The sequence below is a fragment of the Bacillus cereus group sp. BfR-BA-01492 genome (assembly GCF_022662815.1).
Classification (GTDB): Bacteria; Bacillota; Bacilli; order Bacillales; family Bacillaceae_G; genus Bacillus_A; species Bacillus_A cereus_BD.
In genome coordinates, this window is the sequence record NZ_JAKUEH010000001.1 from 185221 (window position 1) to 206469 (window position 21249).

Sequence of the window (21249 nt, forward strand, 5' to 3'; positions counted from 1 at the left end):
TTATTTTTCTGGGTTTAATTGACGAAGCTCTTGCTTAATTTCTGTTTTAGATTTTGTTTTCTCATCAATTTTTTTAATGACACGTGCTGGTGTCCCTGCAACTACTGTGTATGGAGGTACATCTTCTGTTACAATCGCACCCGCTGCAACAACCGCACCTTTTCCTACTGTCACACCTTCTAAAACAACTACATTTGCACCAATTACAACATCGTCTTCAATGATAACTGGTTTAGCAGAAGGTGGCTCAATAACACCTGCAAGAACTGCACCTGCACCTACGTGACAGTTTTTACCTACTGTTGCACGTCCGCCTAATACAGCGTTCATATCAATCATAGAACCTTCACCGATTACGGCACCGATGTTAATTGTTGCATTCATCATAATAACAGCATTATCACCAATTTCGACATGATCACGAATAATCGCACCTGGCTCAATACGTGCTTTAATACCTTTTAAATCAAGCATTGGAATTGCAGAATTACGACGGTCATTTTCCACAACATAATCTGCAATGTGTTTTTTATTTTCTTCAAGAACCGCCTTAATTTCAGACCATTCTCCAAATAACACACCCGCTTTTTTGTTCACAAATGCTTGTACGGTTTCAGGGAATGTTACCTCTTTTAAATCCCCTTTTATGTATACCTTCACAGGAGTTTTCTTTTCACTTTTTTGAATAAATGAAATAATTTCATTTGCATCCATCATTTTCATGCTTGTTGCCTCCTAAATCCATTTATATTGTTACTCTATCAAACGAAAGAGCTAGTAGCAAGATAATAATCTTATTTTTCCTTTTGAATTTCTTCTATAATTTCTAAAAATGCTTGCACTTGCTTTAATTGTCTAGCAGAATCACTTGTTAATAGCCAAGTTTCTCTTGTTAATTGTACAGGTGTTTTATATGTATTTGTCTTTACTTCTTTTAACACTGTAGAAGGCAACAAAGCATAGCCAATACCATTTAAAACAAGTTGCTTACACGTTTCAATCTGATCTACAACGATTGTACGTTTAGGAGGATTAGAAAATAGCCCGTACCACCAATTTTGAATTTGCCCATAGTATGTTGAATCACTTTTAAATTGTATAAAAGGTCTATTTGTATCCTTCAACATAGAAATATCTTTTATTTCTGTATCAACTAAGTATAATTCATCCTCAAATAATTGTTGTTTATGCCCTTTATATTCTTGCGTCCCTCTTAAAATAGCAACATGGACGTCTCCTTCATAAAAATGCTTTTGCACTTCGCTACTCCAACCTGTAAAAAGCGAGATCTTCACAAAAGGATATTTTTGTACAAATTTTTTCAAAACAGGAGGTAACCAATATTGTCCAATGACAGAAGCAACAGCAATTTTCAAAGTTCCATATGTCTCAGTGTGGTAGATTGCTAACTCACTCTTAATTGCTTCTTCTCTTTCTAACATCTCCTTCGCATAACTAGCTACCTTTTCCCCTTCTGGTGTAATTGTCAATCCCTTTTGCGAGCGAATAAAAAATTTCATTCCCCATTGTTTCTCCATAGATTGTAATCGTTGACTTAGTGCAGGCTGCGAAACAAATAAACGCTCCGCCGCTCTTCTCATATTGGATTCTTGTGCTAAGACAACCATCATTTGAAAATCATCGATTTGCAACTTTCTCCCTCTTTCCTTGTCCTACATATAAAACAAACATTAAGTCAATGGAGAATATCCAAGCTGACCTTTCTAACATAAAATCCCTATCGTATTGTCATTACATGACGAAACACCCATCTACCCTCAATATATGCATTATGTTTATTAACATGCACAGTCTAACTTACATTTTTCATGGTGAAATAAGTGTAAAGTTTGCTTACCTTTTCATCTTTATTTCTTTTTAAATATAATAGATGCACGATAAAAAAGCGACTTCTTTTTTGTCTACGAAGTCGCTTGCCCTTCACTACCGATTATACTGCCTTACTTTTTTATTTAACAGCTTTAAAATAGCTCGTCGCGTTAAAATGCCTTCAAAGTACTCCTCATCATTCACAACACAAATAAAAGGATGATCAATCGTCATTCCTAATGCTTTCGTAAATGAATCATCTAACTTAAGGAACGGAATATCTTTTTTCATTACTTCTTCCACTTTCATATTCTCAAGTTTCTCAAATTCAATGCGCTCTAATCCTAAAATTCCATCTAAAATCATGGCAGTACTAATGAGCCCATGCAATTTATACATCGGATCTAACACAGGAATTGCAGAATATCCGGACTTCACTAAAACAAGTAACGCATGCTCTAAACTGTTACCAATTTGAACGTGTGCAACCTTTTCTGATGAAATCATTAAATCCTTTACAAGAACTTGTTGAAACTCATCTTTCGGAATACTAATCATTTTACATCCCCCATTTTTATCCCTTTTTCCTGTTCATAACAATTTCCCGTACAGCCTGAAAAACCTTCTGCTTTCTTTTTTATCCTGCTATTTTAGGGCAGTAAGACTCCCACCTCAAGATTCAGAGAGAAGCAGAGAAATTAGGTGGGAGATTAACTGCCCGTAACAGCCCGTTTGGTGAGGGTTCATCATGAGTAGGGGATGAAGAAAATCCCCCGCGCATTCAAGTTTCACTTTATTTCCCACTGCTATTCATATATTATGACAGCGTTTTCACATCGTTATGTTGTCCGTAACGAATTCCTATAAAATATAATATACACACATCATTTTATCATAGAACTCAAAAAAAAAACTACCTTTCTGGTAGTCCTTAATAACCTTCATTTTTTAATCTATAAAATAATCTCGCGATTCTTTTATATTGGGAAATATTTGTTTTCTTAAGGCCGCTTTCAATATCTGTCAGCTCAACAGCTAAAATTTCACTTGCATAATTTTGTTGAAATAAAACTTCTAACAATAACTCTTTTTCTTCATTTGTTAATCCAAATTCTTTCTGCATGTACTCCTCTCCTTACAATCATTTCCTTTTGTTTATTATATAAAATATTTATTTAATTTAATAGACAAAAAATTCATTTTTATTTTGTATATCGATTTGCATAACTAAAGGCTGCATAAGAATCTGGTTTGATTTTAGCGGTCAATCCCATCTCTCTTATTTTTCTTGTCATATCAGAAATAAATTCTTTCGTTAACCCATCATTTCCTATATCCAAGTGAATTTCCATTACAAAACCAGCACCTTCATGAGCATAAGGATGCAATAAATCCCAGATCTTCTGCATCCGTTCTGCTGTAAATAAACATGCAATCTCTTGACTTAGTTGTGTTTCTAAATATATTTTTTCGCGTAATGTTGGTAATTTTTGATGTATAGCTTTATAGTGCAAGCATCCCCATGCTCCTTTACCAACACGATGAATATGTACTGCTGTAACAAAACGAGTTTCCTTTTGATGTGCTTGCGAATCAGTTCCAATTGATAACCGGTATAAATTCCTTGGATCTCTTTTCATAAAATGACAAATATGAGTAAACACTGTTTCAAAATCCATGTATCTTTCGGATATATTATAAAATTTATGCTCCCCGCCCATATAGTCACGTCCTCCCAATTAGACAGACTTTTTTTGTCATTTCATTATATGGGACAAAAGTAAAAAATATAACACTTCTATCCTTTACTCGTCTCAATATTTCTCATGATATACTGACACGAGGGACATGTGTAAATAACATTTTGATTCGACTGAGCTGTTAATACATCCTTTATTTCAAATATACTATGACATTTAGGACAAATAACCCTCGGCATCCCTTCCACCTTCACCACTCCTTAAAAAATTTTATTATCAGTGTAGGAAGAAAAAATTTTTATTATACATACTTTTACAATTTCGAATGAAAGTGCTCATATGCGATTCTTAACATACAAAAAAGGTACCGCCCCTTGGCGATACCTTTTTTATATGTATCAAGAAATGATATCGTAAATCTCAATCGCAACCATATCAATGTTATCAAATTGATATACTTGTGGTTTTTCACCTTGTTGATACACTTCTAACTCATACATTTCACTTTTATCAAAAAATTTCACGCTACATTTACGTTCACCGTTCACTTCGAAATAGCGTTGTGCTACTTCACCGCTTTCAGCTTGTTCTTGTAGACTAACAAGTCGAGTTAAAATTCCTTGGAGTAGAGACATGAAATCTCTCCTTTCTCTAATCTTCCTATCAATTATGTTTTACAGCTATACTCATTCTATCCGTCATAACAGAAAAAATGTCCCACACTCTAGGATAAAGGGTATTAGCAAGAAACTCAACTAAAATTTGTCGAAATAAGAGGTAAAAAGCAGAAAGAATATCTTTTGTCTTCTTTGTTGCGGTTTTTTTAGCTGGAGAATATAATAAAAAACAGAAAATAGGAGGAGAATCATTATGAAAAAAGTCGAGGTCTATACTCAACCTGATTGCCCGCCATGTGCAATTGTAAAAGAATTTTTAAAATATAATAACGTAGCATATGAAGAATTTAACGTAAAAAAAGATGCAGCTGCTCGTGATCGTTTGTTATATGATTACGATTCCTATTCAACACCTACTGTTGTTGTTGATGGAGAAGTAGTCGCTGGCTTTCAAATTGAGAAATTACAACAGTTATTAAACATAGAACAGGAATAGGCAAAATGCACTATTCCTGTTCTTTTAATTCTTGTGATTTTGTTATTTCTGTCAAAAGCTCCTGACTTTCATGGTAGCCGGCTAACTTCCATCTTCCGTCATCCTTTTGTAACGTAACAATTTGATACTGTTTATTTTTTCCGCGTTCATATACATATAAAAGACGATACTCTTCATTATAAGCTAGTTTCGTTTGAGAAGAAAAACTAAAAGGGGCTTCTTTTGTAGGAAGTAAATATTCACCACTTTGTTTGTCATGATTACTATTTTCATCCGTAAACACTTGTAAGAAGTTATTTGTAAAATATGGTGACAGTACCTCATACATTTTTTCCATTGATAACTGTTTTCCACGAATCGAAAATTGCGCTTCATATCCTTTTTGAATTGTTGTAAATATTTCTTTTTGATTTACTTTCATTTCTTCTTTCCCAAGAACCGTTGTAACACTATACCCCACTAGAAAGGCAACACACAAAAATAGAACAAACCATATTCCATATTTCCTCATTTTTTCACCTTCCTTTACAAGAGCTTGTCTTTGTAGTATTCATTGTAACAATGATTATGCAAAGAAAGTGATGGTTTCGTTCGTAAAATCTTTACAATGATAGACAGCATTTTCACCACCATTTTCACTATTACCAATTTATGATAAAAACAAACAAAAAAATGCACGAATTGCTTCGTGCATTAAAATAAAACATCTTCTTCATATAAAAATTCATACGATAAATCAATAAATAAGAAATGTTCGTCGTCAATCGGAAAAGAAAATGTTCGCACCATTTCCCCTGTTTCAATATCTGCGTATAAATCCGAAAGTCTCGCTTTGTTCTCAAATCGCATTTTCATTATATTTTCTAAAAAGTATGGGCGCCAACTCCAATTTTTCATATAATATTCAGGCATAACAATCCATTCCCCATCTTTTTTCATAACGTTTCCTGATTGCTGAAAACCATCTTCATTGCAGATAAAGACACGGAAGCTACAATACGATACATGTTGACTAAAATGTAATAGCCACTCATTCACATTTTCATTCTTTTTTTGCTTTAATAAAATATTCCCAACTTGCTCACGCAATGTTTCGGTGAGCTGATAAATCTTTTGTAATTTCTTCTTTTCATGTTGAATAAATTGATGGCACTCATTACCAAGACGTTCTTTCAAAATATTTGCTTCAATAAAATCTGGCAAGCACTCTTTCAAATAATCCCCTTGATAATACCTTCCTCCGTTTTTCCATGCATATTGCAGTTGGTAAAACGCATCAATTTCTTCATATAATAAAGTTGCACCAATTCTTCTTGCAAGTAGGGATAGAGAATACAAAATATCTTGGTATGATTGTAAAAGGGCTGTTTGCCTTAAATTTGTTAAATCTACTTTCAAAATATCAGGTGCTAACACACTAATTCGTTCCAAATTACTCATACCTGTTCCTACTTTATTGATTGCAATTCGAATGCCATATGTACGATAATACATTAACAAATGATTAAATTGTTCAATGTCTTCCTTACACTCATGCTCCGTTATTTCTAAAACAATATTGCTTACGTTTAATCCTTTTTTTTCATACATCAATAAAAGCTGTAGTAAACTTTCTTCTTCATCATTCATTAGCACATTAACATTTCGGTGTATAAACAATAAAAAAGATTGATTTGTTTTTAAATATTGATTTAAAGCTTTTTCCACAATGTTATTATCCACTTCAAGCTGAAACTCACTTGGAACAGAATCATCATGAAAGAAAGAAGACAGGCTTTGTATCCCTTCTTCTGTTTGGATACGTCCCACTACTTCATATCCAACTACTGTATGTTCATCAGCGCTAAAAATAGCTTGATAATAAGGAAGGACTTTATCCAAATTACTCATTACATCTAATGCGTCTATCAAACTGCTTCCCTCCCTTTACTTTTCAAAAAATTATAACACGGTATGTATAGAAAAATAATAAAAAATCCCTTCAGTTTTCCTGAAGGGATTAGAGGGGTAAAATGCTAAGGGGAATTAGCAATTCTACTATGAAGAAAAAAGAGGTCTTAAATATACCTCATATATACTCTTCTGTAAATACCTTTTTCTAACGTGTCACAAATTCGTCACATTTTACGATACATAGATCATGATTCCGATCTATGTCCCCATCCCTTTAAAACGGATACTGATGTAAATGTTGTCCACCATCCATTGTCATGCATGTTCCATTTATGTACGCTGCCTCATCAGAACATAAATAAAACGCTAAGCTTGCGATTTCTTCTGGTGTTCCTAATCTTCCTAGTGGAACACTCTGCACGGTACGTTTTGCCATTTCTTCTGAAATCCATAATTTATCTGCACCACCTGTTCTTTCAATCGGACCAGGGGCAATCGCATTAACGCGAATACCATATTTACGCCCCCATTCTACAGCTAACGTTTTTGTCATTGCTAGCACTCCAGCTTTCGCTGCTGCGGAATGAATTACACCAGGGCCAGCATCCCATGCATATGTAGCTACCATGTTAATGATATTTCCTTTTATCCCTTTTTCAATCCAATACTTTCCTACCGCTTGACTACAATAAAACGTTCCATTCAATACAATATTAATTACAGCATTCCATCCATTAATAGATAACTCTTCTGCCGGACAAATAAAATTACCTGCCGCATTATTAATCAAAACATCAATACGTCCAAATTCCTTATCAATAGATTCAATCATACGCTGAATATCCTCCGTATTTCGAACATCCATTTGTACTGTTAAAACCTGTCCGTCAAATTGTTCAATGTCTTTTTTTGTTTCTTCCAGCTTTTCTTTCGTACGCCCTGTAATAACAACTCTTGTTCCTTCCTTCGCAAATCTAGTTGCCATCCCTTTCCCCATTCCACTTGAACCGCCTGTTATCACGACTACTTTACGTTCCAATCCTATCCCCTCCTTCAAAAATGAATACACATTCATTTTACCATTTTATCGGATAGAATTCTTTATATTTTTAAATTTTTCTGATATCTTTATGTACAAGAACTTACTAGAAAGGAGAAAGGTAACCCATTATGAATCGTATTCATATTCCTTATTTCAAAACATGAAACCTATCCATGATTCTATGAAACAAATGACAAGAAGAAATTTTATGAAAACAGGAATACGCACTTGCCTTTATACTTGTATTACAGCTGGTATCGGCTATTACTATGCAAAATATATAGAACCTAATTTCCTATCTTTTACACACCATACACTTCAATCCCCCCTTATCCCTAAAAGCTTTCATGGTATGAAAATTATACAATTTAGCGACGTACATTTAGGTTATTATTTCTCTCTTCAGCGTTTATCAACCATTGTTTCTAAAATAAATGATGCTACACCCGATATCGTCCTGTTTACTGGTGATCTAATCGATAATTATCAAACATATGGCGAAACTCCTTTCGTCTCTGCTATTTTACGTAATATTAGAGCGCCGTTTGGAAAATTTGCAATCTATGGAAATCATGATCACGGCGGTTATGGAACGGAATACTATCAGCAAATTATGAGTGAATCCGGCTTTGAACTGCTTCAAAACAAAGAAAAGAGAATTCGATTATTCGATGGTACCGAAATCTCTATTGTTGGAATTGATGACATACTCCTTGGAAAACCAAAAATTGAAGAAACTTTACAACATATTAAACACAATATCTATACAATTGTTCTTGTTCATGAACCTGATATAGCATCAAAGGTCGCCAAATTCCCAGTAAATGTCCAACTTTCTGGACATAGTCATGGCGGGCAAGTTCAATTGCCGTTTCTAGGGGCCGTTATTACTTCAACGCTTGCTAAACAATATATTGAAGGGTTTTACCATATCAATGACTTAGTTCTCTATGTGAACCGTGGTCTTGGCAGGACTAGAATTCCCTTTCGATTTATGGCTCGTCCTGAAATCACCCTTTTCACATTACAGCATACGGAAAAGTAACACCCTTACGCCTATTTTCATATATCCTTTCTTGTACTCGCTCATCCACGTTTTTCCCCCATATGATAACAATGAGTCCAGTAAAGGAGGTTGTTACATGTATTCCTACTATCAGCCCATCCCAGTTCGTTCAGCACCTGTTGGTCCAGCAGGCGACTCACGCTTTCTACCGTTTTTTGGTGTTCCGTTTTTAGCTGGAATTGCTGGCGGATTACTTGGCGGGGCATTGGCCTTTGGTCCTCGACCATTCTATCCACCTTATCCACCAGCACCATATCCTTGTTACGGAGCTTCTTGCCAACCGTACTTTTATTAATAGTCATTTCCCATCCATTTCTAAACATAACTGTATTTATGAATGGATTATGCAAGTTTAACAAACTATTTTCTCCATCCTCATTTTTCACTAACAATATTGGAAAGAGAAAGCAAAAGAGGGTATCCTAAAAGTTACGGGATACCCTCTTTTCAGTACTATATATGTGCAACGACGAACTTATATATGGTATGTCATTTGATGGAAATCCCTTTTTGGCTCTCTCTCCTCATTTCATTCTGCATCCATCTCTTGATAAGCTAGCTTAAACAATTTCACTTGACTATCAATTTTTTCAACTTCGTTATTTATTACGTAATAATATTCACCATCTTTATTTTGTTCCCGAGTTTTCACATTATCGGCTAAAATAAGCTGCAAAATTGCTTTTATTCTAGCTTTCATTTCAAACTCTAGTATCGGAAAAGATATTTCGATTCTTTTTTCCATATTCCGTGTCATCCAGTCCGCTGAAGATAAGTAAACTTTTTCATGACCATTATGATGGAAATAATAAATGCGACTATGCTCCAAGTAACGTCCAACAACACTAATTACCCGAATATTTTCACTTACTCCTTGAATGCCTGGGCGCAAACAGCATATTCCTCTCACAATGAGTTCGATCTTAACCCCGGCTTGCGATGCTTCGTATAACTTTTTAATTAGCGGTTTATCTGTTAAAGAATTCATCTTTGCAATAATACGTCCATTCCCATATTGTTTATGGTAACGAATTTCTTCATCTATCAGATTCATAAATTGTTTACGAATATCAAAAGGTGCTACTGAAATCTGATGAAAATGTGGTTTTGTTGTATAACCGCTTAAATAGTTAAAGAAATTTGTTGCATCTACTCCAAACTCTTTTCTAGATGTAATATAGCCAAAATCCGTATATAATTTCGCAGTAGCATCATTATAATTCCCGGTCCCTAAATGCACAAATCTTTCAATTTTTCCGTTTTTTCTTCGGACAACAAGGGTAATTTTACTATGCGTCTTCAAGTGACTCACACCATAAATAACATGACATCCCTCTTGCTCAAGTTCCTTTGCCCAATGCACATTATTTTCTTCATCAAATCGAGCTTTCAATTCAACTAATACAGTTACTTGTTTCCCTTTTTCTGCCGCTGTCTTCAATGCTTGAATAATGGGAGAATCTCCGCTTACACGATACAGTGTTTGTTTTATCGCTAATACATTCGGATCATCTGCTGCATCACGTATAAACTCAACAACAGGTTGAAACGATTCAAACGGATGATGCAATAAAATATCATGCTCCTCCACTTTTTCAAATACATTTTCTTCATCATCTAAATCTCGTGGCGGTTGCGGAATCAGCGCTGGATATACAAGGTGTTCATGTAAAGGTGCTAATTCTTTATAAAGAGAAAATAAACATGTTAAATCCAGTGGGCCATCTATCATGTACACATCTTCATCTTTTACCTCTAATACTTCATACAAAAGAGTTAACACTCTTTCATCAACATGCTCTTCTCCAACTTCTAAGCGAACAGCCGCGCCCCATTTCCGTTTTTTCAGCTCTTTCTCAATTACTTTTAATAAGTCTCGTGCGCCTTCTTCATGTATTGTTAAATCCGCATTTCGTGTAATGCGAAAGCGTGTAACAGATGATACTTTATATCCTGTAAATAATTTATGAGTAAAGCTACTAATAACATCCTCTAATAAAATAAATTTCTGCTTCTGGCCTTCACTTGGTAAAAAAATAAAACGTTCCAGCAATGATGGCACTTGTACAATGCCAAGTTTCGTCCGATTTTCCTCTTCGACTTGCTTTTCATCATAAAGAATAGTAGCTAAGTTTAAGCTTTTATTTAAAAGCATCGGAAACGGACGGTATGCATCAATCGCTACAGGTGTTAGAACAGGAAAAATTTGTTCGTCAAAATATTCTTCAATAAATGCACGTTGTTCCTTTGTTAAATCTTGAAATCCTAAAGGTTCAATTCCCTCTTCTTTAAGTGCAGGTAATATGACATTTTTAAATGTATCATACTGAACTTCCATTAATTCATGAGCCTTCATTGCAATCTTGTTAAGCTGTTGCTTTGGCGTTAATCCCGCTTTATTTTCCGGTTGATTAAATCCAGCCTTTACTTGATCTTTTAATCCAGCTACACGCACCATGAAAAATTCATCTAAATTTGAACTGAAAATACTAATAAACTTCAATCTTTCTAAAAGCGGATTCCCCACATCTTTTGCCTCTTCTAATACGCGCTCATTAAAAGCTAACCAGCTTAACTCTCTATTATTGTAATAAGCAGTATCGTTTAAATTTAATCTATTCCCCTTCAATAATTCCATTCTATTCACACTTCCCCTTGAAACTTTCTCAATATAATTTAAGTACATTTATTGTATCAAATTCCAATTTATTTAAGTGTAAAATTTTTGTAAAGATATCCGTACTTCTTAACATTCTTTTGTAAATACCAACTGAATGTTCATCTTTAATATCTTTTCTAACTGTTTTTTTTGTTTCTCTGCTTCCACTATTTCTGCTAAAACGGCTTGCTTACAAAAGACTTGAAATACAAGTGCATCTTTATTTCGTTCTATGTGTATGTTTTCGATAAGCTGTCGCTGCCTCACATTTAAAGCAGCCGAAAATTGCAATACCGCTCCTAAAAAGCGCATTTTTTTCTGCTCATTTTTGTCAAACCAATCTTCAAATGGCGCTAAATGCTGCTTAAATAACACCTTTGACTTATATGAAGCAATAAGTGCCAATCTAACTCGCTCTTTATGTATCATACCGTCAATTGTTTTATTCGCTAATAAATAAAATGTATGTAAACGGCTTGCTTCTTCATCGATATATTTCCCGATATTAAATACTTTAGCCGCTTGATAAAATGCTTTCCAGTCTTGTTCTGATAAAGAAATAAGTCCAGCTTTCTCAAGCTGTTTACAAATAACCGCTCCATGTTTAATAAGCTGAATAACAAAATCCATATTTATTTCATATTCATGTGACAATAAATATAAGCTTTCTTCTATCACATTTGGATAATAGGAAATTCCAAATCCCCTTGTTAATTCTTCATAAAATACACCTTCCCGCAAACCTTTCCTACTTAATACAAATGCTGGCGCCTCAATCATATTTGTGAGAATATGAAAGACTTCAACCGCTGGAATGATTGTATCTGCTCTATCTTTTGCTAATCCATCTAACTTTTGTAAATCAGCAAAAGAAAGCTTCATCAACTCTTCTTGTACATCCTTTATATCTTTTTCTTTCATCTTGTACAGATGTAGGCCTGCTAAAGGATAGGAAATTAAATTTTGATGAATTTTGACCAAATTTCTAGCACTACCACCAATCGCAATAAGCGGTAGTTTTTTTCCTCTTAACCACGGCAACGTTTGAAATTGATCATATAGATAGTTTCTCAATTTCTTCAATTCTTCTGTAGTTGGTATCTCATGCTGAATAAATTGTTGTTTCAAAGAAAGAGCTCCAAATGAAAAACTATAATATTCTACAATTTCTCTATCTTTAAAATATGTAACTTCTGTACTTCCTCCGCCGATATCAACAGTAATCCCTTCACAAAATGAAGTGGAATTCATGACTGCCAAATACCCATAACGTGCTTCTTCATATTCAGACAAAATCCGAAGCGTAAAGTCTGTTTCTCTTGCAACAAGCCTTTTTATTTCCTCCTGATTTTTAGCTTGACGAATAGTCGCTGTAGCAACACAAAGTACATTTTGTAAATGATAGAACCTTGTACTTTCTTGAAATTGGCGCAATGTTTGAAGCAATATTTTTGTGCCTTCTTCTATCAATAGACCGCCTCGCAAATAATTTCTTAGACGAGCGACAACTTTTATATTTTCAATCTCCTTATAAAAGCCACCATTTTGTCTTTCATAAATTACCAGCCTCATCGTATTCGAACCGATATCGATAATGGCATATTGCTGTTTCAATATATCTTTCATTTTTTTCACTCTTTCATAATCAAATTTCTAAAACCCCTTCCTATCACTATTATACAAAATAGTTGTTTTTTGGAACAAGATTGCTTTAATATTAAACATATACACAATCATTTTTTGTATATAATAATGACTTATTCTATTTATGCTATAATAGTGAAAAACTAGAAAGGAGATCCACACAATGAAACACTCCCAACCTCAATCTCATTCACAAAAACAATATTCTGTTAATCAATTAGCTCAATCTATTTTTGTTGTAAATCGTCATGCAAAGGCAGCTACAAACCCTAAATATTTATATTGGTTAAAAAAAGTTGCTTTAGAGCGCCTAATCGCTGAAAAAAAGGCGATTAAAGAAGGTCTACATTTTTCTAGAAACCCACGCTTCAGTCAACAACAGTCTGATGTCTTGATCCGTCTAGGTGATTATTTTTTCCACATTCCTCCCACAAAAGATGATTTTCGTACTCTCCCACATCTTGGTGCTCTTGAATCTTCCTATCGTAATCCCAAAACTACCCTTTCTTTAACAGCAGCAAAGAAGACCCTTCAAAATTTCATCGGTCCTGAAGCCTTAAAACAAGAAAAAAAATTAAGCGAAGCGATTCCGTGGTATCGACGTACGTATACAAAAAAATAAGGATTGGCCATATGGCCAATCCTTATTTTTCTTCTTTAATTTTAATTTTTGCTTCTTTATAGAAAACGACTTTTTCTTTATTATATGATTTCGTATATTCATTAAACTTATCTTTTTCAGTATCGATATCTTTATAAGATTGATTTACTGCTTTCACTTTATCACTAATCGCTTTTAATTTTACATTTTTATCTTGTAACATTGTATATAATTCTTTTTCTGCTTTTAATGATTTCGTGTAGCTATCATACATCTTTTTAAATGATTCATGTCGTTTTTCATATGTACGATTCACTTGATCCGCTTTTTCTTTTAACTTACTATCCTCAATTTTTTTTACATATTTATCAACTGACTTCATCTCTTCTTGCGCTTTCTTTAATGCTTCTTTTTCTTTATTAATGATTTTTCCACGCTCTGCTGTATTTTTAATAGCTTGGTTAAGCTTTTCTTTCACAGCTTGATTATTGTCCTTTCCTTCCTGCACAATTTGTGTGTATAATGCTTGTCCTTCTTTTTCCATAGCTTCTAATTTTTTTGCGTCTTCAAACATCGTTTTTTCTTGCTTTGCAGCATTTTCAAATGCCACATATAGTTCTTCCTCTGGTTTTGGGCCAAAACACCCTGCTAATAAAGTCATAGATAATGCCGTTACGATTGCTATTTTATTATACTTCAACGTATTTTCCTCCTACTTAAATGCGATCATCATGCCAAAAATTTAATGGGAAATGAGCTGATTCCTCATATACTTCAAACTCATATCCTTTTTTACGAAGATCATTAATAATTGTTTGTAAAGCTTGTACAGTTTGTTTCTTCTCGTGCATTAAAATAACTTCTCGGTCTTGTTTAGCCCCTGAAATTACATTTTGCACTACACCATTTGGATTTCCTGGTAATTTCCAATCTAAAGAATCAATCGTCCAATCCCATTCTTTCATACCTGCGGCTACCATTTGATCACGTAACCCTTGATTTAATCCTGGCATACTACCATATGGACACCGAACAAGTTTTGGATGAATCCCTGTAATATCTTTCACCATATTTTGTGCTTGTTTCATCTCTTCTACAAATTGCCCTTGTTTATAAAGTTTCGCATAATTATGTGTCATGCTATGAACACCAGGATAATGTCCTTCCTTTACTAAACGTTTCACACTCTCACTATGGGATGCAATATTACTACCAATCATGAAAAAGGTCCCTTTTATTTCATTATCCTTTAAAATATCTAAAATTTCTTTTTGAAATTCACTCGGTCCATCATCAAATGTTAAATAAGCGACTTTACGTACTTGTCCATTAAATTTCACCGGTGCTTGCTTAGCTAATTCAACTTTAGACTGTTCACTAGCCATTTGAATGATGTTCACTTGATTTGCTACAGCCTTCGCAGGCGATGTAAAGGAGCGAAACAAGAAAAACCCTGCTGCGATAGCACTGATTGCGAGAGCAATTATTACCAGCCGCCTGACGAAAGGCGATCGCTGGCTCTGACTCCTTACGTCTATCATTGTACCATTTCCTTTCTCTCTTTCTACCAATCTACTTGTTCATTTTACACATTGTAAAGGCTGACTTGCAACAACTTACAATTTTTCTTTTCCTTCCCTTAAAAGGAAAAGTGTAGAGTCCTTCCCTCTCTACACTTTCAATTAAAAAAACAATGTGCAAAATAGCTTGACACATCCATCACAATTATATGCTGATTACATGTATTTTTAAAGACTTTTGTTACAAAAGACCATTTCTTTGTAACAAAAGAGATAAAATTGTTACGAAATACTTTTTACTATTTATGATGTTTTAGATCCCTATTTTTATATAGATTCGTTTTCGCCTTATTTAATAATTCTTCTATTGTTCTTCCTTCTATCGGATAACTAGCAGCTCCAAATAAAAATGTAATATTCACCATATCATTTTCTAGTTCTTTCGTTATATTATTTAAAAATCGATTGATTATACTAGAATTTTCATATCCATTATCAACCGCTATAATTACATATTGATTTTCTTCCCAACGTGCCACAACATCACTTTTCCGAACCGTATTTACAAGTATATTTTCTACTTTTTTTACTAACTGATTTATTTTTTTCTCTTGCAAATTGCTTATTAATTCACTCCATTCATAAATGGAAATCATGTATACAGTAACTTTGTGGGTATTCCTTTCTGACAAGGCAGCCATTTTCCAAAAAAAATCTATCATAAATTCATTACTTTTTATTCCTAACCGGTCATGGCTTTCTCCCTGCTTTTTATCATAACGATGCCCAAAATAATAACTGAATATCATTTGTATAATATAAATAATAAGGACGGTCCAAAAAGAACGAGCATCCATTTTGGCAATTACATCCTGCAAAGCAATCCACTCTGTAACTGCAACTGTATTTCCTAATAATAACCCACTAATTTTCCCTTTATGCTTCATGTATAACCTCCTTTACTCATACTATATGTTTTTATAATAATAATGTTTTTTTGCCTCAAAAAAATGTACGAATTTCGCACCCTTTCTTTTTATAAGCTTGTATTCGTTTTTTATTCTATTTCATATATATAGTATATAAGCTTGATAACAAGGAGGAATATCATGTCCAAAAAAGAAAACGTATCAGACATTATACGCTTTGTTGCAGGATTTCTTTTATCTTTAAAACTACTATTTGAATCATTTGGATTAACCTTTATTACACATGATCAAATTGATGCTATTATAAATGTCGCGTCATTCTTATTCATTCTATATTTCGGATACAAAAACAACTATGTAGGTAAAAAAGGAATAGAGCAAAAAGAATTACTAAAAAAACACAATCTTCACTAAAAAAGGAACCAATGAAATGGTTCCTTTTATCGTTTTATTATACGCGCTTCTTTCGTTTGCAAAGGTCCGTAAGTTATTCCTGCGGACTGAAATGTATATGTAGCGCTTAATGACATCGTATCAAGGATATTAGGCCTTGCTATTTTGAGCTGACAAACTAACCGAGCTTTTTCGTTAGGAAGCAATTTTTCAATTCGCCATCTAACAAGTTGAAATAAAAATTCTCCTGTCCCTTTATTCATCTCTAATGTATTAGGTACATACAAAAAATGATCCCGAATCATGTGACTTACAATTATACGAGAAATCTCCTTCTCTCCCTTATTTTCGATTTCAAGCTGCATATAGAGAATACCATCTATATCGTAAACAATTTGATATGAAAAATTCTCTTCTTCCATGCTACGAATTTGTAAAGTTGCTGTTACATTTGGAACAGCTGTACTCTCCTTTTCTCCTTTTCCTCCTCCTTCTATCCATAAAATAGGTTGCAGGGGCATAAGAAACATTTCTTGATTTGAAATACACTTCCATGCTCTCATAACTCATTTCACCTCATTCTAGATCTATCAACTGTACATCTTTACTGCGCACGTCCCAGCCTGCTTACGTATTCTTTTTCAACTTCTTATCACTCCATCCGCTCAATACATAAGCTCTTACCATTTTTCTCTCTTCTCTATTCTTATTCAACAATGAAAAGAAAAACCATTTTAAATAATAGAAAAGCATATGATTTCCTATTCCTTATAGCTCCAAGTTTCAAGTTCTTATTTATAGGCGTGAAGATTTTGACATAAGAAAACAGTTTGCCTTTTAGTCAAATTTGACCATAATATGTTTTATGCTTTTTGTGAAATTCTCATAGTACAAGTCAAACTGTATATAACAATATTCTTTATGAATTGTACTTCGATTTCTTAAACAAAATATCTTTGAGAAATATTTGCATTTTATTAATGAGTAAAGAGCGACTTTTCACAGGCGAAAAGAAGAAACATAAACAAGTAAGTTAAGATAAAGTGAAACTTTAATCAGTGGGGGTTTTCTTCATCCCCCACTGATTATGAGCCCTCACCAATCGGGCTGTTACGGGCAGTTGATCTCCCACCTATCTTCCTTGCTTCTCTCTGCATCTTGAGGTGGGAGTCTTACTGCCTTAAAATATCGGGACAAAAATGATCCAGCATACAATTCACACTACCTAATATATTTTTCCGGATCATAAGAAACAAAAAATTAGAATTTTGTTATTTTAAAACAGTAGACAAAATTCTAAAAATTATGTTAGAATTTGTTTCAATATCATATTCGCTTGTTAAATTCCTTTCAATGAGGAAAATAGGTACACAAATGAAACGATTTGTATTTAAAAGGGAAGGTGAAAGAAATTGTATAAGGCATAAGCCAGGAGACCTGCCTATTTTAACAACACTGATAGACTCACGGATGATGATTAGGTGTTATAAACAATAAACTAAGGTTATTTTATATCCTTTTATGCTTATTGTTACGTGTATTTCCAAGTAAACCGAAATGCTTACTTATAATTGAGGAGGAAATTTAAATGGCACTTCACACAAGTAATTTAGGTTATCCACGAATTGGATTACAGCGAGAGTGGAAAAAAACATTGGAAGCCTTCTGGGCACAAAAAATTGACGAACAACAATTTGTAACAACAATGAAAGAAATCCATCTTCAACATTTAAAGGTTCAAAAAGAAAAAGGAATCGATTTCATTCCAATTGGTGATTTTACATATTATGATCACGTGCTAGACACTGCTTATATGTTTGGTTTTATTCCATCACGTTTTTCAAACTTCTCCTCTTACCTTGATATATATTTTGCAATGGCACGCGGTTCCAAAGATCATGTAGCCTCTGAAATGACAAAATGGTTCAATACAAACTATCATTATATTGTTCCTGAGTATGAAGAAGGACTAAATATTTCTTTGAAAGATAATCGTCCACTCCGCTTATATGAGGAAGCAAAGCGAGAATTAGGAATAGACGGAAAGCCTGTTATATTAGGCCCCTATACATTTTTAAAATTAGCAAAAGGATATACACAAGATCAATTCTCCACCATTTTACACAAACTCGTTGCACCATATGTACAATTATTACATGAGCTTCATGAAGCTGGAGCGCGACTCATCCAAATTGATGAACCTATTTTTGTTTCCTTAACAAAAGAGGAAATGATAGAGGCGAAAAAACTTTATGAAACCATTCAAAAAGAAGTTCCAAGTGCAAACTTAATTTTACAAACATATTTTGATAGTGTTGAAGAAAACTATACAGAACTTATTACATTCCCAGTAGCCGGCATTGGACTGGACTTTGTTCACGGTAAAGAAGGAAATATAAAAGCAATTGTAGAACATGGATTTCCGGCCGAGAAAACATTAGCTATCGGCTGTATAGATGGCCGTAACATCTGGAGAGCCAATCTTGATGAGGTCTTCACTTTATTTGAAGCATTAAAGACACACATTGCGCCGAAAGATTGGATCATTCAGCCTTCGTGTAGTTTATTACATACACCAGTTGATAAGACAGTAGAAACACATTTATCACCGGAACTATTTGATGCACTTGCATTTGCAAACCAAAAATTAGAAGAACTTACTCATATAAAACGTGGCCTTTCTGAAGGTTTGAACAGTATCGAAATAGAAATCACTACTTATCGTAACGCTCATGAAGCAGTCCGTTCTTCTGCTGCAAGAAATCGGAAAGATGTTCAAACGGCGAGAACATCTCTAAAAGAAGAAGACTTCTCTCGTCCTCTTCCATTTGAACAACGTTATGATTTGCAACAAAAAGCTTTACAATTACCGTTACTTCCTACAACGACAATCGGTAGTTTTCCGCAAACTCCTGAAGTTCGTCAAACGCGTAAACAATGGCGAAATGGCGAGATTACAAACGAACAGTATGAACACTTTATTGAAAAAGAAACCGAAAAGTGGATTCGCTACCAAGAGAATATTGGTCTTGATGTACTTGTTCATGGTGAATTCGAAAGAACTGATATGGTGGAATACTTCGGTGAACGGCTTGCTGGATTCTCCTTTACTAAAAACGGTTGGGTGCAATCATACGGTTCGCGCTGTGTGAAACCACCAATCATTTACGGTGATGTTGCATTTATTAACGACATGACAGTGAAAGAAACTGTGTATGCACAAAGTCTTACAAATAAAGTCGTAAAAGGTATGCTAACAGGTCCTGTAACAATTCTAAATTGGTCATTTGTTCGAAATGATATCCCTCGCAAGGAAGTATCTTACCAAATTGCACTAGCGCTTCGTCATGAAGTTGAACGACTTGAATCATCAGGTATTAGAGTCATTCAAGTTGACGAACCAGCTCTTCGCGAAGGTATGCCATTAAAAGAAAAGGACTGGGATTCATATATTGAGTGGGCAGTTCAGTCATTCCGCTTAGCAACAGCTTCTGTGGCAAATGAAACACAAATTCATACACATATGTGCTATAGCAATTTTGAAGATATTGTCGATGCGATTCGCGCGTTAGATGCTGATGTGATTTCAATTGAAACATCAAGAAGTCACGGAGAATTTATCCATACACTCGAACATACGACATATGAAAAAGGAATTGGTCTAGGAGTCTACGATATTCATAGTCCACGTGTACCAAGTAAAGAAGAAATGTATACAATTGTAGAGCAATCTTTAAAAGTTTGTAACCCAAAATACTTTTGGATTAATCCAGACTGCGGGTTAAAAACAAGAAGAACAGAAGAAGTTCTACCTGCTTTAGAACATATGGTTGAAGCTGCAAAAGAAGCTCGTACACTACTGAAAACGAACGCTTAATAAAAATAGGTATCCTACTCGATAGGGATACCTATTTTTTATGTAACTCGCTTTCTTCTCAAATCGTAGTGTCGTAACTATTCTTCTCTTTCAAAATATAACTCATATCGCACTCTATACAGTTCATCATCTGTTGGCTCTTCAAGGGGAATCACTTGCAACACTAACATATAATTTCCTTTTGGAACGTCAATATGCACTGTATTAGAAAGAATACTTTTCACAAACACTCCCTCATCTTTTACAACAAAAGGAACAGATACCTTTCTTACAATCCCTTCTCTCTCTCTATGCTGACCTACATATCCTTCTACTTCACATGTATAATCAGAGATTGCTTCAAAAATAACCGCATCATCCGCTTGCACATATCCTCTCTCAAACGCCTCATCCGTCCACTCTATATCCGGTGGTGGTCCATCGTAATTCATTACAATGAACTGCGCATAAGAAATTGTTAATTCCACAAACAACACTCCTGTCTTCCGTTATTTCACTACAAATTTCACACGTGTACCATCTTGATATTTATCCAACTTATTACCGACCCATGAGCCAGCTCCTCTATTATCAGCAGGACTAATATACTCAATATGGGCCCCCTTGCCTCCTTCTTTACACATTGCCATCGGCCATTCATCACGATCATATCCTTTTTTTGGTGGATATGGAGCTAAAGATTGCTTTCGTCTGTCGCCAGCGCCATTTCTATCAATCGTACAGATTTTAGAATGTCCTTCCTTTATTGCATTTTCTATATGCTTTCCGGTTTCTGGATAACGCTCTTTCGGAAATTCTAGAACTTGATCATATGTACCGTCCTTTTGTTTTACTTGTTCTGTCGGTATAAGTGCTTCATAAACAGCCACTAAAATAGAAAGAACTGCAATGATTAAAATAATAATCCCTTTCAATTGTTTCATACGTATGCCTCCGCTTTTTAAATCCTTTTCTTTGACTAGGCTATTATAACAAACTTTTT

At 34.3% G+C, this 21249-nt stretch carries 24 protein-coding genes and 1 riboswitch; of the genes, 6 read left to right on the plus strand and 18 right to left on the minus strand.

What is annotated here, in order from left to right:
* From dapD to MR063_RS00980, 7 genes are all read right to left on the minus strand, one after another.
* Entirely contained in the window at nucleotides 1-723 is a 723-nt protein-coding gene (gene dapD, locus MR063_RS00950) for a 2,3,4,5-tetrahydropyridine-2,6-dicarboxylate N-acetyltransferase (RefSeq protein WP_242143567.1), read from the minus strand.
* A 71-nt stretch (nucleotides 724-794) separates the two neighbouring features.
* Nucleotides 795-1652 (minus strand): LysR family transcriptional regulator, encoded by an 858-nt coding sequence (locus tag MR063_RS00955; RefSeq protein ID WP_012095141.1) that lies wholly within the window; start codon nucleotides 1650-1652, stop codon nucleotides 795-797.
* Nucleotides 1653-1944: 292 nt separating this feature from the next.
* Nucleotides 1945-2388 (minus strand): cyclic-di-AMP-binding protein CbpB, encoded by a 444-nt coding sequence (cbpB, locus tag MR063_RS00960; protein WP_242143568.1) that lies wholly within the window; start codon nucleotides 2386-2388, stop codon nucleotides 1945-1947.
* Nucleotides 2389-2761: 373 nt separating this feature from the next.
* Complete coding sequence (abbA, locus tag MR063_RS00965; protein ID WP_242143569.1) at nucleotides 2762-2953, minus strand: antirepressor AbbA; 192 nt, start codon at nucleotides 2951-2953, stop codon at nucleotides 2762-2764.
* A 79-nt stretch (nucleotides 2954-3032) separates the two neighbouring features.
* Nucleotides 3033-3551, minus strand: a complete 519-nt coding sequence (locus tag MR063_RS00970) for a ribonuclease H-like YkuK family protein (RefSeq protein WP_242192857.1) — start codon at nucleotides 3549-3551, stop codon at nucleotides 3033-3035.
* Nucleotides 3552-3628: 77 nt separating this feature from the next.
* Nucleotides 3629-3778, minus strand: coding sequence for a zinc-ribbon domain-containing protein (locus MR063_RS21925; protein ID WP_242143571.1), 150 nt, complete (start codon nucleotides 3776-3778; stop codon nucleotides 3629-3631).
* A 150-nt stretch (nucleotides 3779-3928) separates the two neighbouring features.
* On the minus strand, nucleotides 3929-4165 hold the full coding sequence (locus MR063_RS00980; protein WP_000055151.1) for a YkuJ family protein: 237 nt from the start codon (nucleotides 4163-4165) through the stop codon (nucleotides 3929-3931).
* Nucleotides 4166-4400: 235 nt separating this feature from the next.
* Here MR063_RS00980 and MR063_RS00985 point away from each other — a divergent pair, with 235 nt between their 5' ends.
* A complete protein-coding gene (locus MR063_RS00985; RefSeq protein ID WP_242192859.1) occupies nucleotides 4401-4643 on the plus strand; it encodes a glutaredoxin domain-containing protein in 243 nt (80 codons plus the stop codon).
* A gap of 10 nt (nucleotides 4644-4653) precedes the next feature.
* On the opposite strand, the gene MR063_RS00990 is transcribed toward MR063_RS00985, so the two are convergent.
* From MR063_RS00990 to fadH, 3 genes are all read right to left on the minus strand, one after another.
* Nucleotides 4654-5154, minus strand: a complete 501-nt coding sequence (locus tag MR063_RS00990) for a DUF3993 domain-containing protein (protein WP_242143573.1) — start codon at nucleotides 5152-5154, stop codon at nucleotides 4654-4656.
* 182 nt (nucleotides 5155-5336) lie between these two features.
* Complete coding sequence (locus tag MR063_RS00995) at nucleotides 5337-6554, minus strand: EAL domain-containing protein (RefSeq protein ID WP_242192860.1); 1218 nt, start codon at nucleotides 6552-6554, stop codon at nucleotides 5337-5339.
* Nucleotides 6555-6810: 256 nt separating this feature from the next.
* Nucleotides 6811-7575, minus strand: coding sequence for a 2,4-dienoyl-CoA reductase (gene fadH / locus MR063_RS01000; RefSeq protein WP_242192862.1), 765 nt, complete (start codon nucleotides 7573-7575; stop codon nucleotides 6811-6813).
* 184 nt (nucleotides 7576-7759) lie between these two features.
* Here fadH and MR063_RS01005 point away from each other — a divergent pair, with 184 nt between their 5' ends.
* Both MR063_RS01005 and MR063_RS01010 read left to right on the plus strand, forming a co-directional pair.
* On the plus strand, nucleotides 7760-8623 hold the full coding sequence (locus MR063_RS01005; protein WP_242193324.1) for a metallophosphoesterase: 864 nt from the start codon (nucleotides 7760-7762) through the stop codon (nucleotides 8621-8623).
* Between the two features lie 97 nt (nucleotides 8624-8720).
* Nucleotides 8721-8939, plus strand: coding sequence for a hypothetical protein (locus MR063_RS01010; protein WP_242143576.1), 219 nt, complete (start codon nucleotides 8721-8723; stop codon nucleotides 8937-8939).
* Between the two features lie 234 nt (nucleotides 8940-9173).
* Here MR063_RS01010 and MR063_RS01015 read toward each other — a convergent pair whose 3' ends face one another.
* Both MR063_RS01015 and MR063_RS01020 read right to left on the minus strand, forming a co-directional pair.
* A complete protein-coding gene (locus MR063_RS01015) occupies nucleotides 9174-11282 on the minus strand; it encodes an RNA degradosome polyphosphate kinase (RefSeq protein ID WP_242192863.1) in 2109 nt (702 codons plus the stop codon).
* A 108-nt stretch (nucleotides 11283-11390) separates the two neighbouring features.
* The gene (locus MR063_RS01020; protein WP_242193326.1) at nucleotides 11391-12929 is read right to left on the minus strand and encodes a Ppx/GppA family phosphatase; all 1539 of its coding nucleotides are present in this window, start codon (nucleotides 12927-12929) and stop codon (nucleotides 11391-11393) included.
* 181 nt (nucleotides 12930-13110) lie between these two features.
* Here MR063_RS01020 and MR063_RS01025 point away from each other — a divergent pair, with 181 nt between their 5' ends.
* A complete protein-coding gene (locus MR063_RS01025) occupies nucleotides 13111-13569 on the plus strand; it encodes a YkyB family protein (protein WP_242192865.1) in 459 nt (152 codons plus the stop codon).
* Between the two features lie 22 nt (nucleotides 13570-13591).
* Here the strand turns inward: MR063_RS01025 and MR063_RS01030 are convergent, their stop codons facing one another.
* The 3 genes from MR063_RS01030 to MR063_RS01040 all read right to left on the minus strand — a co-directional run bounded on the left by MR063_RS01030 (nucleotide 13592) and on the right by MR063_RS01040 (nucleotide 16015).
* Nucleotides 13592-14209 (minus strand): YkyA family protein, encoded by a 618-nt coding sequence (locus tag MR063_RS01030; protein ID WP_242193328.1) that lies wholly within the window; start codon nucleotides 14207-14209, stop codon nucleotides 13592-13594.
* A gap of 55 nt (nucleotides 14210-14264) precedes the next feature.
* The gene (locus MR063_RS01035; protein WP_242192866.1) at nucleotides 14265-15089 is read right to left on the minus strand and encodes a peptidoglycan-N-acetylglucosamine deacetylase; all 825 of its coding nucleotides are present in this window, start codon (nucleotides 15087-15089) and stop codon (nucleotides 14265-14267) included.
* 278 nt (nucleotides 15090-15367) lie between these two features.
* The gene (locus tag MR063_RS01040; RefSeq protein WP_242192868.1) at nucleotides 15368-16015 is read right to left on the minus strand and encodes a diguanylate cyclase domain-containing protein; all 648 of its coding nucleotides are present in this window, start codon (nucleotides 16013-16015) and stop codon (nucleotides 15368-15370) included.
* A gap of 162 nt (nucleotides 16016-16177) precedes the next feature.
* Here MR063_RS01040 and MR063_RS01045 point away from each other — a divergent pair, with 162 nt between their 5' ends.
* Nucleotides 16178-16411: a phage holin gene (locus tag MR063_RS01045; RefSeq protein ID WP_242192870.1), complete on the plus strand. Its 234-nt coding sequence runs from the start codon at nucleotides 16178-16180 to the stop codon at nucleotides 16409-16411.
* 26 nt (nucleotides 16412-16437) lie between these two features.
* On the opposite strand, the gene MR063_RS01050 is transcribed toward MR063_RS01045, so the two are convergent.
* Nucleotides 16438-16953, minus strand: coding sequence for a hypothetical protein (locus MR063_RS01050; RefSeq protein WP_242192875.1), 516 nt, complete (start codon nucleotides 16951-16953; stop codon nucleotides 16438-16440).
* A 784-nt stretch (nucleotides 16954-17737) separates the two neighbouring features.
* Nucleotides 17738-17849: riboswitch (cobalamin riboswitch) on the plus strand.
* A 129-nt stretch (nucleotides 17850-17978) separates the two neighbouring features.
* Between MR063_RS01050 and metE the strand changes: the two genes are divergently transcribed.
* Entirely contained in the window at nucleotides 17979-20267 is a 2289-nt protein-coding gene (gene metE, locus MR063_RS01055; RefSeq protein WP_242192877.1) for a 5-methyltetrahydropteroyltriglutamate--homocysteine S-methyltransferase, read from the plus strand.
* A 77-nt stretch (nucleotides 20268-20344) separates the two neighbouring features.
* On the opposite strand, the gene comJ is transcribed toward metE, so the two are convergent.
* Complete coding sequence (gene comJ, locus MR063_RS01060) at nucleotides 20345-20734, minus strand: competence protein ComJ (protein ID WP_242143586.1); 390 nt, start codon at nucleotides 20732-20734, stop codon at nucleotides 20345-20347.
* A 21-nt stretch (nucleotides 20735-20755) separates the two neighbouring features.
* Nucleotides 20756-21190, minus strand: coding sequence for a NucA/NucB deoxyribonuclease domain-containing protein (locus tag MR063_RS01065; protein WP_242143587.1), 435 nt, complete (start codon nucleotides 21188-21190; stop codon nucleotides 20756-20758).
* Between the last annotated feature and the right edge of the window lie 59 nt (nucleotides 21191-21249).

Coding starts and splice junctions, on each gene's coding strand:
- dapD (WP_242143567.1), bottom strand. CDS start 723: ATGAAAATGATGGATGCAAATGAAATTATTTCATTTATTCAAAAAAGT.
- cbpB (WP_242143568.1), bottom strand. CDS start 2,388: ATGATTAGTATTCCGAAAGATGAGTTTCAACAAGTTCTTGTAAAGGAT.
- abbA (WP_242143569.1), bottom strand. CDS start 2,953: ATGCAGAAAGAATTTGGATTAACAAATGAAGAAAAAGAGTTATTGTTA.
- MR063_RS00970 (WP_242192857.1), bottom strand. CDS start 3,551: ATGGGCGGGGAGCATAAATTTTATAATATATCCGAAAGATACATGGAT.
- MR063_RS00980 (WP_000055151.1), bottom strand. CDS start 4,165: ATGTCTCTACTCCAAGGAATTTTAACTCGACTTGTTAGTCTACAAGAA.
- MR063_RS00985 (WP_242192859.1), top strand. CDS start 4,401: ATGAAAAAAGTCGAGGTCTATACTCAACCTGATTGCCCGCCATGTGCA.
- MR063_RS00990 (WP_242143573.1), bottom strand. CDS start 5,154: ATGAGGAAATATGGAATATGGTTTGTTCTATTTTTGTGTGTTGCCTTT.
- MR063_RS01005 (WP_242193324.1), top strand. CDS start 7,760: ATGAAACAAATGACAAGAAGAAATTTTATGAAAACAGGAATACGCACT.
- MR063_RS01010 (WP_242143576.1), top strand. CDS start 8,721: ATGTATTCCTACTATCAGCCCATCCCAGTTCGTTCAGCACCTGTTGGT.
- MR063_RS01015 (WP_242192863.1), bottom strand. CDS start 11,282: ATGGAATTATTGAAGGGGAATAGATTAAATTTAAACGATACTGCTTAT.
- MR063_RS01020 (WP_242193326.1), bottom strand. CDS start 12,929: ATGAAAGATATATTGAAACAGCAATATGCCATTATCGATATCGGTTCG.
- MR063_RS01025 (WP_242192865.1), top strand. CDS start 13,111: ATGAAACACTCCCAACCTCAATCTCATTCACAAAAACAATATTCTGTT.
- MR063_RS01030 (WP_242193328.1), bottom strand. CDS start 14,209: ATGACTTTATTAGCAGGGTGTTTTGGCCCAAAACCAGAGGAAGAACTA.
- MR063_RS01035 (WP_242192866.1), bottom strand. CDS start 15,089: ATGATAGACGTAAGGAGTCAGAGCCAGCGATCGCCTTTCGTCAGGCGG.
- MR063_RS01040 (WP_242192868.1), bottom strand. CDS start 16,015: ATGAAGCATAAAGGGAAAATTAGTGGGTTATTATTAGGAAATACAGTT.
- MR063_RS01045 (WP_242192870.1), top strand. CDS start 16,178: ATGTCCAAAAAAGAAAACGTATCAGACATTATACGCTTTGTTGCAGGA.
- MR063_RS01050 (WP_242192875.1), bottom strand. CDS start 16,953: ATGAGAGCATGGAAGTGTATTTCAAATCAAGAAATGTTTCTTATGCCC.
- metE (WP_242192877.1), top strand. CDS start 17,979: ATGGCACTTCACACAAGTAATTTAGGTTATCCACGAATTGGATTACAG.
- MR063_RS01065 (WP_242143587.1), bottom strand. CDS start 21,190: ATGAAACAATTGAAAGGGATTATTATTTTAATCATTGCAGTTCTTTCT.